This is a genomic window from Roseomonas marmotae, from assembly GCF_017654485.1.
In the GTDB taxonomy this organism is placed as follows: Bacteria; Pseudomonadota; Alphaproteobacteria; order Acetobacterales; family Acetobacteraceae; genus Pseudoroseomonas; species Pseudoroseomonas marmotae.
Map to the genome: position 1 here is coordinate 319,993 of NZ_CP061094.1, position 13,902 is coordinate 333,894.

General features: G+C 69.0%; 14 protein-coding genes. 9 read left to right on the top strand and 5 right to left on the bottom strand.

Annotated features, from left to right (window positions below):
• The first annotated feature begins 6 nt into the window (after positions 1 to 6).
• From IAI58_RS20115 to IAI58_RS20130, 4 genes are all read left to right on the top strand, one after another.
• Positions 7 to 234, top strand: coding sequence for a DUF2783 domain-containing protein (locus IAI58_RS20115; RefSeq protein WP_207446261.1), 228 nt, complete (start codon positions 7 to 9; stop codon positions 232 to 234).
• Between the two features lie 37 nt (positions 235 to 271).
• A complete protein-coding gene (locus IAI58_RS20120) occupies positions 272 to 1,252 on the top strand; it encodes an MBL fold metallo-hydrolase (RefSeq protein ID WP_207446263.1) in 981 nt (326 codons plus the stop codon).
• Between the two features lie 202 nt (positions 1,253 to 1,454).
• A complete protein-coding gene (locus tag IAI58_RS20125) occupies positions 1,455 to 2,447 on the top strand; it encodes a Bug family tripartite tricarboxylate transporter substrate binding protein (RefSeq protein ID WP_207446264.1) in 993 nt (330 codons plus the stop codon).
• A 107-nt stretch (positions 2,448 to 2,554) separates the two neighbouring features.
• Positions 2,555 to 3,427: an IclR family transcriptional regulator gene (locus IAI58_RS20130; RefSeq protein WP_207446265.1), complete on the top strand. Its 873-nt coding sequence runs from the start codon at positions 2,555 to 2,557 to the stop codon at positions 3,425 to 3,427.
• On the opposite strand, the gene IAI58_RS20135 is transcribed toward IAI58_RS20130, so the two are convergent.
• From IAI58_RS20135 to IAI58_RS20150, 4 genes are read right to left on the bottom strand one after another with little or no spacing between them, the layout of a single operon-like run.
• Positions 3,351 to 4,064: an ABC transporter ATP-binding protein gene (locus tag IAI58_RS20135; RefSeq protein ID WP_208776287.1), complete on the bottom strand. Its 714-nt coding sequence runs from the start codon at positions 4,062 to 4,064 to the stop codon at positions 3,351 to 3,353. The two genes, IAI58_RS20130 and IAI58_RS20135, sit on opposite strands and share 77 nt — an antisense overlap.
• Before the next feature lie 5 nt (positions 4,065 to 4,069).
• A complete protein-coding gene (locus tag IAI58_RS20140) occupies positions 4,070 to 5,881 on the bottom strand; it encodes a branched-chain amino acid ABC transporter ATP-binding protein/permease (RefSeq protein WP_207446267.1) in 1,812 nt (603 codons plus the stop codon).
• A 5-nt stretch (positions 5,882 to 5,886) separates the two neighbouring features.
• A complete protein-coding gene (locus tag IAI58_RS20145; RefSeq protein ID WP_207446268.1) occupies positions 5,887 to 6,816 on the bottom strand; it encodes a branched-chain amino acid ABC transporter permease in 930 nt (309 codons plus the stop codon).
• Positions 6,817 to 6,876: 60 nt separating this feature from the next.
• A complete protein-coding gene (locus IAI58_RS20150; RefSeq protein ID WP_207446269.1) occupies positions 6,877 to 8,094 on the bottom strand; it encodes an ABC transporter substrate-binding protein in 1,218 nt (405 codons plus the stop codon).
• Positions 8,095 to 8,410: 316 nt separating this feature from the next.
• Between IAI58_RS20150 and IAI58_RS20155 the strand changes: the two genes are divergently transcribed.
• The 4 genes from IAI58_RS20155 to IAI58_RS20170 are packed head-to-tail and all read left to right on the top strand — an operon-like array spanning position 8,411 to position 12,091.
• Positions 8,411 to 9,160, top strand: coding sequence for an SDR family NAD(P)-dependent oxidoreductase (locus IAI58_RS20155; RefSeq protein ID WP_207446270.1), 750 nt, complete (start codon positions 8,411 to 8,413; stop codon positions 9,158 to 9,160).
• 5 nt (positions 9,161 to 9,165) lie between these two features.
• A complete protein-coding gene (locus IAI58_RS20160; RefSeq protein ID WP_207446272.1) occupies positions 9,166 to 9,846 on the top strand; it encodes an EthD domain-containing protein in 681 nt (226 codons plus the stop codon).
• Positions 9,843 to 10,352: an oxidoreductase gene (locus IAI58_RS20165; RefSeq protein ID WP_207446273.1), complete on the top strand. Its 510-nt coding sequence runs from the start codon at positions 9,843 to 9,845 to the stop codon at positions 10,350 to 10,352. The genes IAI58_RS20160 and IAI58_RS20165 overlap by 4 nt, the downstream gene beginning before the upstream one ends.
• The gene (locus tag IAI58_RS20170; protein ID WP_207446274.1) at positions 10,349 to 12,091 is read left to right on the top strand and encodes an FAD-dependent oxidoreductase; all 1,743 of its coding nucleotides are present in this window, start codon (positions 10,349 to 10,351) and stop codon (positions 12,089 to 12,091) included. Before IAI58_RS20165 ends, IAI58_RS20170 begins: the two co-directional genes overlap by 4 nt.
• Positions 12,092 to 12,458: 367 nt before the next feature.
• Here IAI58_RS20170 and IAI58_RS20175 read toward each other — a convergent pair whose 3' ends face one another.
• The gene (locus tag IAI58_RS20175; protein ID WP_207446275.1) at positions 12,459 to 12,884 is read right to left on the bottom strand and encodes a hypothetical protein; all 426 of its coding nucleotides are present in this window, start codon (positions 12,882 to 12,884) and stop codon (positions 12,459 to 12,461) included.
• A gap of 153 nt (positions 12,885 to 13,037) precedes the next feature.
• Between IAI58_RS20175 and IAI58_RS20180 the strand changes: the two genes are divergently transcribed.
• A complete protein-coding gene (locus tag IAI58_RS20180; protein WP_207446276.1) occupies positions 13,038 to 13,703 on the top strand; it encodes an MBL fold metallo-hydrolase in 666 nt (221 codons plus the stop codon).
• Positions 13,704 to 13,902: the final 199 nt, after the last annotated feature.

The following is a 13,902-nucleotide window of genomic DNA, read 5'->3' on the forward strand; positions in this document are numbered from 1 at the left end:
GACGCCATGCTCAACACCGACCTCAACATCGCCGCGCCCGATGATTTCTACGAGGCGCTGGTGAATCTGCATCTCGACCTGGCGGCGGACCAGAGCCGGCTGGTCAATGCGAAGCTGATCCTGCTGCTGGCCAACCACATCGGCGATGCCGCTGTGCTCCGCCAAGCCATGTCCAGGGCAAGGGAGGGCGTCGTCCCGGCCGGCCGGGACCGCATCCTGCAAACGGTGGCCTGAAGCTGCCTCGCTGAGTTTCTGCAAAAGGAATACGATCATGTCAGGTTTCGCCAGCACAAAGGACCTCGCCGAGAAGAAGGTCTCGTTCGAGGAGCTCGGCCCGGGCCTCTATGGCTACACGGCGGAAGGCGACCCGAATTCCGGCATCGTGGTCGGCGATGACAGCGTGCTGGTGCTCGACGCCCAGGCCACGCCGGACATGGCGCGGGACGTGATCGGCCGTATCCGCCAGGTCACGGACAAGCCGGTCAGGCATGTCGTGCTGAGCCATTACCACGCCGTGCGCGTGCTCGGCGCTTCCGCCTATGAGGGCGCGCAGATCATCGCCTCCGACGTCACGCGCGACATGATCGTCGAGCGCGGGCAGCAGGACATGGACAGCGAGATCGGCCGCTTCCCGCGCCTGTTCCGCGGCAAGGAGAGCATCCCCGGCCTCACCTGGCCGCACATCACCTTCCACAGGAAGATGACGCTGTGGATGGGCCAGCGGGAGGTGCAGATCATCCATATCGGCCGCTCCCACACTGCCGGCGATACGGTGGTCTGGCTGCCGAAGGAGAAGGTGCTGTTCGCGGGCGATACCGTGGAATTCGGCGCGACGCCGTATTGCGGCGATGCCCATTTCGCCGACTGGCCGGCCACGCTGGAAGCCATCCGCGCGCTGAAGCCGGAGCGCCTGGTGCCCGGCCGTGGCCGTAGCCTGATGAACGCGGCCGAGGTGGAGGAGGGAATCCAGGGCACGATCAACTTCACCTCGGATCTCTTCGCCATCGCCAGGGACGGCGTGGCGAAGGGTGCCTCGCTGAAGCAGGTCTATGGCGAGGCCATGGCCAAGCTGCAGCCGAAATACGGGCACTGGGTGATCTTCGAGCACTGCATGCCCTTCGATGTCAGCCGCGCCTATGACGAGGCGAAGGGCATCGATACGCCGCGCATCTGGACCGCCGAGCGCGACGTGGAGATGTGGCGCGCGCTGGAGCACGGCACGGAGATGAAGTCCGCCGAACTGGAGCGCTAACGGCGGCATGTGCTGTCCCCGCGCCGGCAAGGCCGGCCGGGGCTGCGCCTGGAGGCAGGCTCCCGACGGCGGCCGCCCTGGCGCCGGGATGAAGGCCTGGCTCCTGGGCCAGCCCTGTCTGAGGGCGTACACATGAACACGACGGCGGGCGAAGCCGGCGCAAAGTTTCGGCCCCTTCCGTCAATCATCGGGAGAAAACGCCTTGACCAATGCTTGCCCTCCACGCCGCGCGGCCCTTGCCGCCGGACTCGCGGCCCTGCTGCCCTGGCGCGGCGCCTTCGCGCAGCAGCAGCCGTTCCCCGATCATGCGCTGAAATGGATCGTGGCCTATGCCGCTGGCGGCGGCACGGACACGCTGGCGCGCATGATCGCCGCGAGCCTCTCGCCCCGGCTGGGGCAGCCTGTGGTGGTGGATAACCGCCCGGGCGCCGCCACCAATATCGGCGCGGAAGCCGCGGCGAAGTCCCCGCCGGACGGCTATACTCTGTTCAGCGCCGACAACGGCACGCTGGTGTTCAACCCCGCGCTGTTCCGCGACCTGCCTTATGATCCGCAACGGGATTTCCGCCCCGTCGGGTTGATGGCGCGCTTCCACCTGGTGCTGACCGTCAAGCAGAACTCGCCCTTCACCAGCGCCCAGGCCATGGTCGATGCCGCCAAGGCGAAGCCGGGGGAGATCGACTACGGCTCCCCTGGCGTTGGCTCGCCGCACCACCTGACGATGGAGCGGCTCGCGAAGGAGGCCGGCGTTCGCTTCAGCCACGTGCCCTATCGCGGGGCCGCCCCGGCGCTGAACGACCTGCTGGCGGGAACCTTGGAGGCGATGGTTCTCGACCTGCCCTCCGGCCTCGAATATCTCCGCTCCGGGCGGGTGAAGCCGCTGGCCATCTGCTCCGCCACGCGCCACCCCGGCCTGCCGGAGGTGCCCACCATCCAGGAGGCCCTCGGCATCGGCCGCTTCGAGGCCTATGCCTGGCAGGGCATGGTGGTGCCCGCGCGCACGCCGGCCGCCATCGCGGACCGGCTGACGGCGGAGCTGGCACGGGCGCTGCAGGACAGCGCGGTGACGGATAAGATGCGCGGCATCGGGCTGGAGCCGCTGACCGGCGGCCCGGACGAGTTCAAGACGCTGATCGAGGCCGAGCGCGCGGTCTGGGTGCCGCTGATCAAGGAGCGCGGCATCGTGCTCGACTGAGGCCGCAGACCCTCTCCCTTCACGCACCCGGCCGTTGCGGCGATACTGCGGCCATGGGGCATGCCGGCAGTGACCAGCGGCCCCCCGGGTCGCGTGGAGGCGAGGTGATGGTTTCGGGGCGGGGTGTGCAGTCGGTCGAAGTCGGTGGCCGGCTGCTGGAAGCCCTGGTGAGGATCGGGCAACCCGCCATGCTGCGCGATCTTGCCCAGGCGGCGCAGCTGACACCCGCCCAGGCGCATGCCTATCTGCTCAGCTTCCGCAAGCTGCGGCTGGTGGAGCAGGACGAGGCGAGCGGCCGCTATTCCCTCGGCCCCTTCGCGCTGGAGGTCGGGCTGGCGCGGATGCGCAGCGCCGACCCGCTGCGCATGGCCAGCAAGGCGGCCGCCGAATTCGCCGCCGAGATGGGGCTGATGGTCACGCTGGCTGTCTGGGGCACGCATGGGCCGACCATCATCCAGGTGCAGGAGGCCAGCCAGGCCATCCATGTGAACCTGCGGGCAGGCTCCGTCTATACCATCACCGGCACGGCCACTGGGCAGCTCTTCGCCGCCTTCCTGCCGCGGGCGCAGGTGCAGCCGCTGCTGGCCGAAGAACTGCGCGGCGTCGGCGGCACCAACCGCAAGATCGGGCGCGCGACCTCCGAGGCGCGGCTGGAGCACGATATCGCCGCCATCCGCACGCTGGGCTATGCCACCACGGAAGGCGTGCCGGTGCCGGGCATCAATGCCGTCAGCGCCCCGGTCTTCGACCACATGGAACAGATGCAGCTGGCCGTCACCGCCATCGGCAATGCCGGCGTGCTGGACTGTGGGCCGGACAGCCGGCAGACCGCCGCCGTGGTGGCGCTGGCGCGGCGGCTTTCGGCTGAGCTGGGCTACCGCAGCGAAAGGCCGGCGGAGCCGGTCAGTGCCCCGCGCCGAGGTAGGCCGCGCGCACCTGCGGATGCTGCAGCAGCGCCGCGCCGGTCCCGGACAAGGTGACGCGGCCGGTTTCCAGCACATAGGCCTGGTCGGCGATGCCGAGGGCCAGGTTCGCCATCTGCTCCACCAGCAGCACCGTGATGCCCTGGGCCCGCAGGTTGCGGATGATGGTGAAGATCTCCCGGATCACCAGGGGCGCCAGGCCGAGCGAAGGCTCGTCCAGCAGCAGCACGCGCGGCTTGCTCATCAGCGCGCGGGCGATGGCCAGCATCTGCTGCTCGCCGCCCGAGAGCGTCACCGCCATCTGGTCGCACCGCTCCCGCAGGCGGGGGAAGAGAGCATATTGTTCCTCCACCGCCGCCGCCATATCGGCGGGCGAGAGGTCGCGGGACCAGGCGCCCAGCTCCAGGTTGTCCCGCACGTTCTGGTCCGGGAAGACCTGCCGCCCCTCCGGGGAGAGCGCCAGCCCCGCCGTCACCCGGCGGTGCGGCGGCATGGTGGTGATGTCCCGCCCTTCCAGCCGGACGCGGCCGCCGGAAAGCGGCAGGATGCCGGCGATGGCTTTCATCAGCGTGGTCTTGCCCGCGCCATTGGCGCCGACGATGGCGACCACCTGCCCCTGCTCCACCCGGATGGAGACCTCGGTCACGGCCTGGATGGGTCCATAGGCGACGCAGGCGCCTTCCACGTCCAGCATCGCGCTCATGCCCCCACCGCCAGCCGCGGCTCGGCCCCGGCCGGGCCGCAGGCCTCCTCCGTGCCCAGATAGGCCGCCATCACGCGTGGGTCGGCCTGCACCTGGGCTGGCGTGCCTTCGGCGATGACCGCGCCATAGTCCAGCACGATCACATGGTCGGAGATGGCCATGACGAGGTCCATGTGATGCTCCACCAGAAGCATGGTGATGCCCTGCTCGCGGATGCGCAGCAGGAGCTGGCCGAGTTCCGCCGTCTCCTGCGGATTCAGCCCCGCCGCCGGTTCGTCCAGCAGCAGCAGGTGCGGCTCGGTCGCCAGCGCACGGGCCAGCTCCACCCGGCGCTGCAAGCCATAGGGCAGCGAGCCGGCCGGCTGGTCGGCCAGCTCCGACAGGCCGAGGAAGCGCAGGATCTCCTCCACCCGCGCCGCCGCCGCCCGCTCCTCTCGCCAGGACAGCGGCAGGCCGAGCAGGGAAGGCAGGAAGCCGTTCCGCATGCGCGCGTGCTGGCCCAGCAGCGCATTGTCCCGAACCGAAAGCTCCCGGAACAGCCGCAGGTTCTGGAAGGTGCGGGCGATGCCATGCCCGCAGATGGCATGCGGCGCCGCGCGCAGGATGGATTGCCCGCGGAAGGTGACGCTGCCGCTATCCGCACGCACCACGCCGGAGAGCATGTTGATCAGCGTGCTCTTGCCGGCGCCATTGGGGCCGATCAACGCGTGGATATGCCCCGTGCGCAGCCGCAGGGACACGTCGCGCGCCGGGCGGACGCCGCCATAGGCCTTGTTCAGCCCCAGGGCTTCCAGCAGCGGCGCCTCCGCGCCGGGCCGGTCCGGCCGCCGGGGCAGCACGGCATGGGCGCTGGGGGTGCCAGCGCGCCGGGCGGCCTCGGTGCGGCCACCACGGCGGAACAGGCCGTCCAGCACGCCCGCCAGTCCCTTGGGCATGACATAGAGCGCGAAGAGCAGCAGCGCGCCCTGCACGAAATGCTCGATCCAGGCCCAGCGCGCGACCAGGGCGCTGACGACGGTGAGTGTCACCGCGCCCAGGATCGGGCCGGCGAAGGAGCCCGCGCCGCCGAACAGCACCAGCAGCAGGATGAAGATGGACAGGTGGAAGGTGATGAAGTCGGAATTGATGTATTGATTCTGCTGCGCCACCAGCGCGCCCGCCAGCCCGCAGGTGGCGGCGGCTATGACGAAGGCCAGCACCTTGGTCCGGTGCACCGGGACGCCCACGGCGGCGGAGGCCACCTCATCCGCCTGCAGCGACAGGAAGGCGCGGCCATAGCGCCCGGTCAGCAGGTTGTGCAGCAGCAGTTGCAGCACCAGGCCAAGCGCCGCGACCAGCCAGACCCATTGCACCATCTCCAGCGGCGCGCCAGCGAAGGTCAGCGGCTTGATGGCATAGATGCCCATGGCGCCGCCGAAGACCTCCGCTTCCGTCACCAGCTTCTCCGCGACGATGCCGAAGGCCAGCGTCACCATCGCCAGGCTCGGCCCCCGCACGCGGAGCGAGGGCGCCGCGATCAGCACGCCGCACCCTGCCGCGATGACGACAGAGAGCGCCAGCGCCAGCCAGGGCCCGAGGTCGAGCGAGGAGGTGGTGAGCAGCGCCGCGCCATAGGCCCCGGCGGCGAAAAGCCCTGCCTGGCCCAGCGACTTCTGCCCTGCGAAGCCCAGCAGCACGTTCATGCCGGCGGCGCAGAGGAAGTAGATGCCGATATTGAACAGGATGCGCAGGTAGAAGTCGTTTTCGATGAAGCCGGCGGCCAGGGCGGTCAGCCCGGCAATGGCGATGGAGAGCAGAGCATGGCGCATGAGCGTCACACCTTGTCCAGCGCGCGCCGGCCAAAGATCCCGTTGGGACGGACGGCCAGCACGAGGATGATGAGAAGGAACACGGCGATCTCGCGCCACTGCGCCTGCCAGAGCGCCACGCCGGATTCCAGCAGGCCCAGCGCGAAGCCGCCGAAGATGCAGCCGCGCGGATTGTCCAGCCCGCCCAGGATGGCGCCGGAGAAGGCCTTCAGCGCGATGCCCATGCCCATGAAGAGCGAGGCCGAGGCAATGGGCGCCACCAGCACGCCGCCCACGCCCGCGAGGGCAGAGGAGAGTGCGAAGGCGCCCAGCATGATAGCGGTGACGTTGATGCCCATCAGCGCTGCCACATTGGGATCGAAGGCCACGGCGCGCATCGCCTTGCCCAGACGGGTGCGGCGCATGGTGACATCCAGCGCCAGCATCAGCAGCACCGCCACCACCAGCACCGCCACTTCCTGCGGCCGCACGCCGGCGCCGCCCAGGCGGATGACATCGTCCCCGAAGGGGGATGGCATGTTGACCGGCGCAGGGCCCCAGACTGCCAGGCCAAGGGATTGGAGGATGATGCCGAAGCCGATCGTGCTCATCACCCAGGACATGCCGGGCTTGCCGGCGAAGGGCCGGATGGCCGCCAGGAACAGCAGCAGCCCGAGCGCGCCGAGCGCCGCGCCGACGGCCACGGCCGCCGCCGGGTAGCGCAGCCCCTCCGAGGCCGCCGGCGCCAGCGCCGCGAAGCTGCCGCCCTCTTCCCCCGCCTGGATCAGGTAAAGCACGGTGACGCCGAGGAAGGCGCCCACGCCGATGAATTCGCCCTGGGCGAAGTTCAGCGTGCGGGTGGTGGTGAAGGTGATGCTGAAGCTGAGCGCGATCAGTGCATAGACGCCGCCGATCGCCAGTCCGCTCACCAGGGCCTGCAGCAGGGTTGCCAACACGGCAGAATTCTCCTGGCCAGGGGAAGTCCCGGCCCCGCGCGGCCCGCGGGGCCGGGTGGATCAGCCCTTGAAGTCCTCGGGCTGCAGGCCGCGCACGACATCGTCGCTATAGGCGGCCAGCTTGCCGCCGCGCCAGCAGGTCCAGCGCTGGTCGGCGGCGGTCAGCGCCTCGTGCTCGGTCTTGCTGAAGGGCTTCTCATAGGTCTTGGCGTAGCCGTGCAACGTCTCCCGCAGGTCCTCCAGCGCTTCCCGCACGGCGGGGCCATCGGTGCGGCCCGCCTGCTGCATGGCACGCGCCAGCAGCATGGTGCCGTCATAGCCGTGCACCGCGAAGGAGAAGGCGGAATCCGCGTCGATCTTCGGCCGGATGCGGTCGAAGAAAGCCTGCTGGAAAGCTGTGCGGTCTTCCGAGACGGTGCGGAGGAAGACCGGCTTTTCCGCCAGCTGCGGGCCGGCGGCATTGATGAAGCTGAGGTTATCGGCCGCCCAGCTCGTCAGCACGGTCGGGAAGTAGTTGATCTTCTCCATGCTGCGCATGATCTGGCCGATCGGCGTGCCCTGCGCCCAGACCAGCGCCGTCTCCACCCCCGCTGAGCGCAGCTTGGACAGCTGTGAGGTCATGTCGGTGTCGTTGACATTGAACTTCTCGCTGGCGACCGCTGTCATCCCTTGCGCCGCCGCCACGTCCTGCAAATCCTTCAGCCCGCCTTGGCCATAGCCGGTGGTCTCGGTCAGGAAGCCGATCTTGCCGGTGCGCGGGTTCTTCTTCGCATAACCCATGATCGTGACGACCTGGGTGCGGTCCACGCTGCCGACACGGAACATGTAGTTGTCCGCGCCTTCCTTCATCGGCCTGGTGATGTCTGTGGCCGAGCCGATGCAGCCCATCACCGGGATGCGCTTCTGGTTCGGGATGTGCCGCCAGGCCAGGGCGTTGCCGGAATTCGTCGGCCCCAGCACGGCCACGACCTTCTCGTTGTCGATCAGGTCGCTCATGTTCTGGATGGATTTGGGTGGCTGCGACAGGTCATCGCGGATGACGAGGGCGAGCGGCCGGCCCAGCACGCCGCCTTCCTTGTTCAGGTCCTCGATCGCCGCCTCGATGCCCACCACGGCGGCGCGGCCGGACTGGGCGGATGGTGAGGCCGCCAGATCCCCGTTGAAGCCCAGCTTGACCGGCTGTGTCTGTGCGGCAGCGCGCCCGGACAGCGCCGGGGCGGCCAGCAGCGTGGCCAGGGCGCCACGCCCGAGGTCACGACGGGTGGGTCGGTAACGCATTGCTTCCTCCTGTCTCGCCTTACGGCCTTCGCCTCGGCGAAATTGATGGCCAGGAAAGGAAGCATGCCGAAGCGGCACGAACTGGCGCGCCCCCTTCCCGATGAACCAGCCGGGTCGTTGCGTGCCCGGTTCTGACGTCAGGCTATGCGTCGCCGAAACCCTACGCAACGAGCAAAACTACCACCGCGCCATTTTTTGTTCCTTGCGAACGACTTCGTCATATGATCCTCTCGCGAAGACACCGTTCCCCTCGCCGGGTCCGGTGGCCAGCAGGGCGCGCGTGAATGCCCAGCGGCATGGGAAGGAATGGTTGAGCATGCTCCTGTCAGGACAACTCGCGCTCCTCACCGGTGCAGGCCAGGGCAATGGCGCCGCCATGGCGCTAGGCCTCGCGCAGCACGGGGCGCGGGTCATCGCCACGGACCTCGATGCCGGCCTGGCCGCCGAGACCGCCGCGCGCATCGTGGCGCAGGGTGGGGCGGGTTTCTCCTATCCGCTCGACGTCACGGATATCGAGGCCTGCCGCGCGCTGGCCGGACGCGTGACGGCCGAGCTGGGCGATCTCTCCGTCCTCGTGAACAATGCCGGCATCTGCCCGCGCCACACGGTGGATGACGACGCGCTGGACCGTGCCTGGGACGCGGCCATGGACGTGAACCTGCGCGGCACCCTGAATGTCACCCGTGCCTTCCTGGCCGCCCTGCGCCGCAGCAAGGGGCGCGTGATCAATATCGGTTCCATTGCCTCCTTTGTCTCCACCAACACCTCCGTCAGCTATCCCGTCTCCAAGGCCGGCGTGCGCGCCCTGACCGGCGCCCTGGCGCAGGAGCTGGCGCCGGACGGCGTGCGTGTGAACGCCATCGCCCCCGGCACCTTCGCTACCCGCATGACCGAGGCGACGCGGCTGAACGCTGAGCGATCCGAGCGCTTCCTGGCCCGCATCCCCATGCGCCGCTACGGCGAGCCGGAGGAGTTGGTCGGCCCCGTCGTCTTTCTGGCATCCGACATGTCCAGCTACGTCACCGGCAGCACGCTGGTGGTCGATGGCGGCTACCTGGCGGTCTAAGCGCCATGATCATTCGCATGGGCCTGCTGAACCGCCGCCGCGACACCACTCCGGATGAGTTCCGCCGCTACTGGCGGGAGGTGCATGGCCCCCTGGCGGCGCGGCTGCCGGGGCTGCGCGCCTACCGGCAGAACCTCGTCACCGACCGTTCCCAACTCGCCATCGACCATGCGCGCGGCGGGATGGATCTGGACGGCATCTCGCAGCTCGTCTTCGACGACCTCGCCGCCATGGAAGCCGCCGCCTCCTCCCCGGCCATGGCGCCGGTCGGCCCGGATAACGACCGCTTCGCCATCCTCCGCGGCATCCTCGTCACCCGGCCCAACCCGGTGGTGCCGGTCGCGGAGGGGCCGCTGATCAAGCGCATGTCACTGCTGCGCCGCCGCCCGGATATCGATGCCGCCCGCTTCCGCGAGGAATGGTTCGGCTTCCATGCCGAGGCCGTCAGCAAGTTTCCCACCGTCGCCGGCTATACGCAGAACCTCGTCGTCGCGCGTCAGGCGGACGGCTCAACCGAATACGACGCCCTGCCGGTGGACGGCGTGGTGGAGCTGTGGTTTCGCAATGTCGCGGACCTGCAGGCCTCCTTCTCCTCCCCCGCGGCCGAGGTATCGCAGCTGCACGCACTGGACTTCATCGCGGAAATCACGACCTTTCTGGTCGAGGTGCACCCGGTCCTGCCATGACGCGGCGCCCCCTCCTCCTCTCGCCGCTCACGCTCCGTGGCCTGCGGCTGCGCAATCGCGTCGTCATCTCGCCCATGTGCCAGCACGCGGCGGAGGAGGAATGCGGCGTCGATGTGGTCGATGTCTCCTCCGGCGGGCTGACCGAGGAAACGCGGCGCATCACTGTGCCACGCGGGCTGGGCTTTCAGGCCGGCTTCGCCGAGGCCATCCGGCGCGGCGCCGGGGCGGCGCCCCAGGCGATCGGCATGATCGTGGACGGCCCGCAGGCCGAGGCGCTGCTCCAGGCCGGGCAGGCCGACCTCATCGCCATCGCGCGGGAGGCGCTGCGAGACCCCTACTGGACGCGCCGCGCGGCAGAGCAGCTTGGCATTCCCGATGATTACGCGGACTGGCCGGAACGGCACGGCATCTGGCTGGCGAAGCGGGAACAGCAGATGGGCGACGTGCTGCGGGCACGCCGCCGCGCCGTCTCGGATGGCGCCGAACAACGAAAGGAAACGGCATGACCGACACGGTGGAATGCGACGTTCTGGTGGTCGGCTCAGGCGCGGGCGGGCTTTCGGCGGCGGTGGCCGCGGCGGCCCGGGGCCTCTCGGTCATCGTGGCGGAGAAGGAGCCTTATGTCGGCGGCACCACGGCGGTCTCCGGCGGCTTCCTCTGGGTGCCGAACAACCCGGTCTCCCGCCAGGACGGCATCGAGGATACGGCCGAGGCCGCGCGAACCTACCTCCGGCACGAGGCGGGCAACCACTTCAACGCCGAAGCCGTCGATGCCTTCCTGGAAGCCGGTCCGCAGGCCGTGGAGTTCTTCCACCGGGAGACGGCGCTGCAGTTCGAGGCCGCTTCCGCCTTCTCCGACTACCATCCCACAGCGCCGGGCGGCCGTTCCGGCGGCCGTTCCATCAAGGCGCAGGCTTATCGCGCGCAGGGGCTGGGGCGGGAGCTGGGCCGGCTGCGCCCGCCGCTGCCGGAACTGACCTTCGTCGGGCTGATGATCGGCTCGGGGCCGGAGTTGAAGCACTTCTTCAACGTCACGCGCTCGGTCGCCTCCGCCGCCTATGTCGCGGGACGGCTGGCCTCGCACATGCGGGACCTGGCCTTCAACGGGCGGGGCATGCTGCTGACCAACGGCAATGCCCTGGCCGCCCGCCTGTTCCGCAGCGCGCTGGACCGTGGCGTGCAGGTCTGGACCGAAGCGCCCGCCATCCGGCTGGAAAAGGAGGGCCGCGCGGTGCGCGGCGCCTTCGTGCGGCATGGCGGCAGGGAGGTGCGGGTCCGCACCCGCCGTGGCGTCGTGCTGGCCGCCGGCGGCTTCCCGCAGGACAAGGAGCGCCGCCGCGCGATGTTCCCGCATGACCGGGACAATAGCGGCCACTTCTCCCCTGCCCCGGCCGGCAATACCGGCGACGGGCTGCGGCTGGGCGAGGGCGTGGGCGCGGCGGTGGAACAGGGCTACCCCAATGCTGCCGCCTGGGTGCCGGTCTCCCGCGTGCCGCGCAAGGATGGCAGTCACGGTGTCTTCCCGCACTTCATCGACCGCGCGAAGCCCGGGCTGATCGCGGTGCGGCAGGATGGCCGGCGCTTCGTGAACGAGGCGAATTCCTACCACGACTTCATCCAGGCGCTATTCGCCGCCACCCCGGCCGGGGAGCCGGTGCGCGCCTTCCTGGTGGTGGACAAGCCCTTCCTGAGCCGCTTCGGCCTGGGCTTCGTGAAGCCCTTCCCCGTGCCGGTCGGGCCGCATATCCGCTCGGGCTATCTCAGGACGGGCCTGACGGTGGCCGAGCTGGCGCGCAACACCGGCATCGACGCCAAGGGGCTGGAGGAAACCATTGCCGGGTGGAACGCTGATGTGGCCTCCGGCGAGGACCGCGCCTTCGGCAAGGGCTCCACCGCCTATAACCGCTTCAATGGCGACCCGGAGTTCCAGCCGAACCCCTGCCTGGCGCCGATTGCCGAAGGCCCCTTCTATGCCGTGGAAGTGGTGGTGGGGGATCTCGGCACCTTCGCCGGGCTGCGCTCCAACGGCCATGCGCAGGTGCTGGACGCGGAAGGCGAGCCCGTGCCCGGCCTCTACGCGGCGGGCAACGATATGGCCAGCATCATGGGCGGCAACTACCCCGGCGGTGGCATTACCCTGGGCCCGGCGCTGACCTTCGGCTGGATCGCGGCACGCCACATGGCGGCTGCTGCGCAGCATGATACGGCGGAGAAGGCGCCGGCCTTGACGGGTTCTGGGCGTTAGGCACGCTGCTCTCACGGGGCAGGACTGTGCCGGAGCCACACGTCCTACGGCGGCACGGCACAGCCTGGGCCAGGTTGCGGAGTTCATGAAGTGACCTGTGGCAGCCGGGGAGAGCGAGGCTGCCTCCTCATATGGCCGCGTCACACCCGCCGTGCGCCACTGCCGACACGCGTATTGCGCTCACGGTGAAACTGGAAGCGTCGCGGATCGGAAACAGCGCATCAGTCGTAAGAAGCCGGCCGCCTCGCCCTTCACCATGCCTGGAACATGGGACCGGTGTTCTTGCTCTGACAGAGCCTCGCCAAGCCCTCCCCCCAGGCCCTCCAAAGAACCTCTTCGCACCGGCGCCGCAATGTCATACCCGCCGTCAGCTCAACCGGAACCGGGCAGGATCCTCAATACCGAGTTCGGCGGCTTTGGTGTCAAAAGCGGTTTCGTAGATCTGCGACAAGCGGCTCTTCGGCTTCCCGCCGAGGTTCCTCTCTTCAATCAATTCCGCCAGGGCCGGCACGCCAGGTTCGATGGCGACGGCCATGAGATGGGACGCCTGCGCCTCCAGACCCGCTGAGTGCATCATCTCCACAGCCAGCTTGGCCGTGGCGACGGCGAGTTGCCGCTCCAGATCCGCAACATGCTGTTCCATGGCTTCAGCCCGCCGGGCCTGCTCCGTGACAGCAGCCTGCAATTCCTTGATCTTTGTTGTCGCCTCTAATACCGCTCGGTCCAGGCGGTCTCCAAGGGTGTCAAGAGCATCAGTCGCGGAGTAGATCGTTGCGGCTTGATGGAGAGGCATCGGAACTCGCCAGGCTAGAAAGACGCCATCCATAGTTCGCTTTAGCCGGTCAGGGAATGCCGGACGGGTCCGCAGCAGGAGCGCTAAGCTCATTGTGAACAGGACGTTATCGCGCCGATTGACCCTCCCGGCTTGATATGGCAGGCCGGTGCCATGCCTCAGCTCCAAGCCGCCCAGATCCCGGTCACGCCCTTCCAGCAGAACTGCGCCCTGATCTGGGACACGGAGAGCGGACGTGGCACGGTGATTGATCCAGGCGGCGACGTGCCACGCATCCTCGCCGCATTGGACAAGGCAAGGTGCAAGGTGGACCGCATCCTTCTCACCCACGGGCACTTGGACCACGCCGGCGGTGCCGCCGCGCTGAAGCGCGAGCTGGAGGCGCGGCAGGGCGAGGCTGTGCCCGTCGAGGGGCCGGACCGCCGCGATGCCTTCCTCCTGGAAAGCCTGGCCGATCAGGGTGCGCGCTTCGACATCGAGGGGCTGGAGAACGTGACCCCCGACAGGTGGCTGGCCGAGGGCGAGACAGTCTGCATCGCCGGACAGGACTTCGCGGTACTGCACTGCCCCGGCCACACCCCTGGCCATGTGGCTTTCGTCTCCACTTCCCTGCAGGTTGCCCTGGTGGGAGACGTGATCTTCCGCGGCTCCGTCGGGCGGACCGACTTTCCCTATGGGGATCACGCGGCGCTGATCGCGGCCATCCAGGACAAGTTGCTGCCGCTCGGCGACGAGATCCGCTTCCTCTGCGGCCATGGTCCGGGCTCCACCTTCGGCGAGGAGCGCCGCTCCAATCCCTTCGTCAAGAGTCGGGGCTGAGCTTCGGCCTCTCGGAAGGCATCCTCGACCGCTTCAGCGGTTCTGCGCCAAGCCGGTCGTGGCCGCATTCCCGGCCTCTGCGGTCCGGTATGGCGCCTGCTCATGCCAAGGCATGCCAGGGTTCTCTCCCCGCCTTAGTCCGTGGCTTCGCAGAGGTAGCGCCGCTGGTGGTAGCGGCTAGCGCGCCAGCGCGGGGCGG

Bases quoted from the DNA above. Each gene is read 5' to 3' on its own strand.
- IAI58_RS20115 (WP_207446261.1), top strand. From the start codon at position 7: ATGCTCAACACCGACCTCAACATCGCCGCGCCCGATGATTTCTACGAG.
- IAI58_RS20120 (WP_207446263.1), top strand. From the start codon at position 272: ATGTCAGGTTTCGCCAGCACAAAGGACCTCGCCGAGAAGAAGGTCTCG.
- IAI58_RS20130 (WP_207446265.1), top strand. From the start codon at position 2,555: ATGGTTTCGGGGCGGGGTGTGCAGTCGGTCGAAGTCGGTGGCCGGCTG.
- IAI58_RS20135 (WP_208776287.1), bottom strand. From the start codon at position 4,064: ATGCTGGACGTGGAAGGCGCCTGCGTCGCCTATGGACCCATCCAGGCC.
- IAI58_RS20140 (WP_207446267.1), bottom strand. From the start codon at position 5,881: ATGCGCCATGCTCTGCTCTCCATCGCCATTGCCGGGCTGACCGCCCTG.
- IAI58_RS20150 (WP_207446269.1), bottom strand. From the start codon at position 8,094: ATGCGTTACCGACCCACCCGTCGTGACCTCGGGCGTGGCGCCCTGGCC.
- IAI58_RS20155 (WP_207446270.1), top strand. From the start codon at position 8,411: ATGCTCCTGTCAGGACAACTCGCGCTCCTCACCGGTGCAGGCCAGGGC.
- IAI58_RS20160 (WP_207446272.1), top strand. From the start codon at position 9,166: ATGATCATTCGCATGGGCCTGCTGAACCGCCGCCGCGACACCACTCCG.
- IAI58_RS20165 (WP_207446273.1), top strand. From the start codon at position 9,843: ATGACGCGGCGCCCCCTCCTCCTCTCGCCGCTCACGCTCCGTGGCCTG.
- IAI58_RS20170 (WP_207446274.1), top strand. From the start codon at position 10,349: ATGACCGACACGGTGGAATGCGACGTTCTGGTGGTCGGCTCAGGCGCG.
- IAI58_RS20175 (WP_207446275.1), bottom strand. From the start codon at position 12,884: ATGCCTCTCCATCAAGCCGCAACGATCTACTCCGCGACTGATGCTCTT.
- IAI58_RS20180 (WP_207446276.1), top strand. From the start codon at position 13,038: ATGCCTCAGCTCCAAGCCGCCCAGATCCCGGTCACGCCCTTCCAGCAG.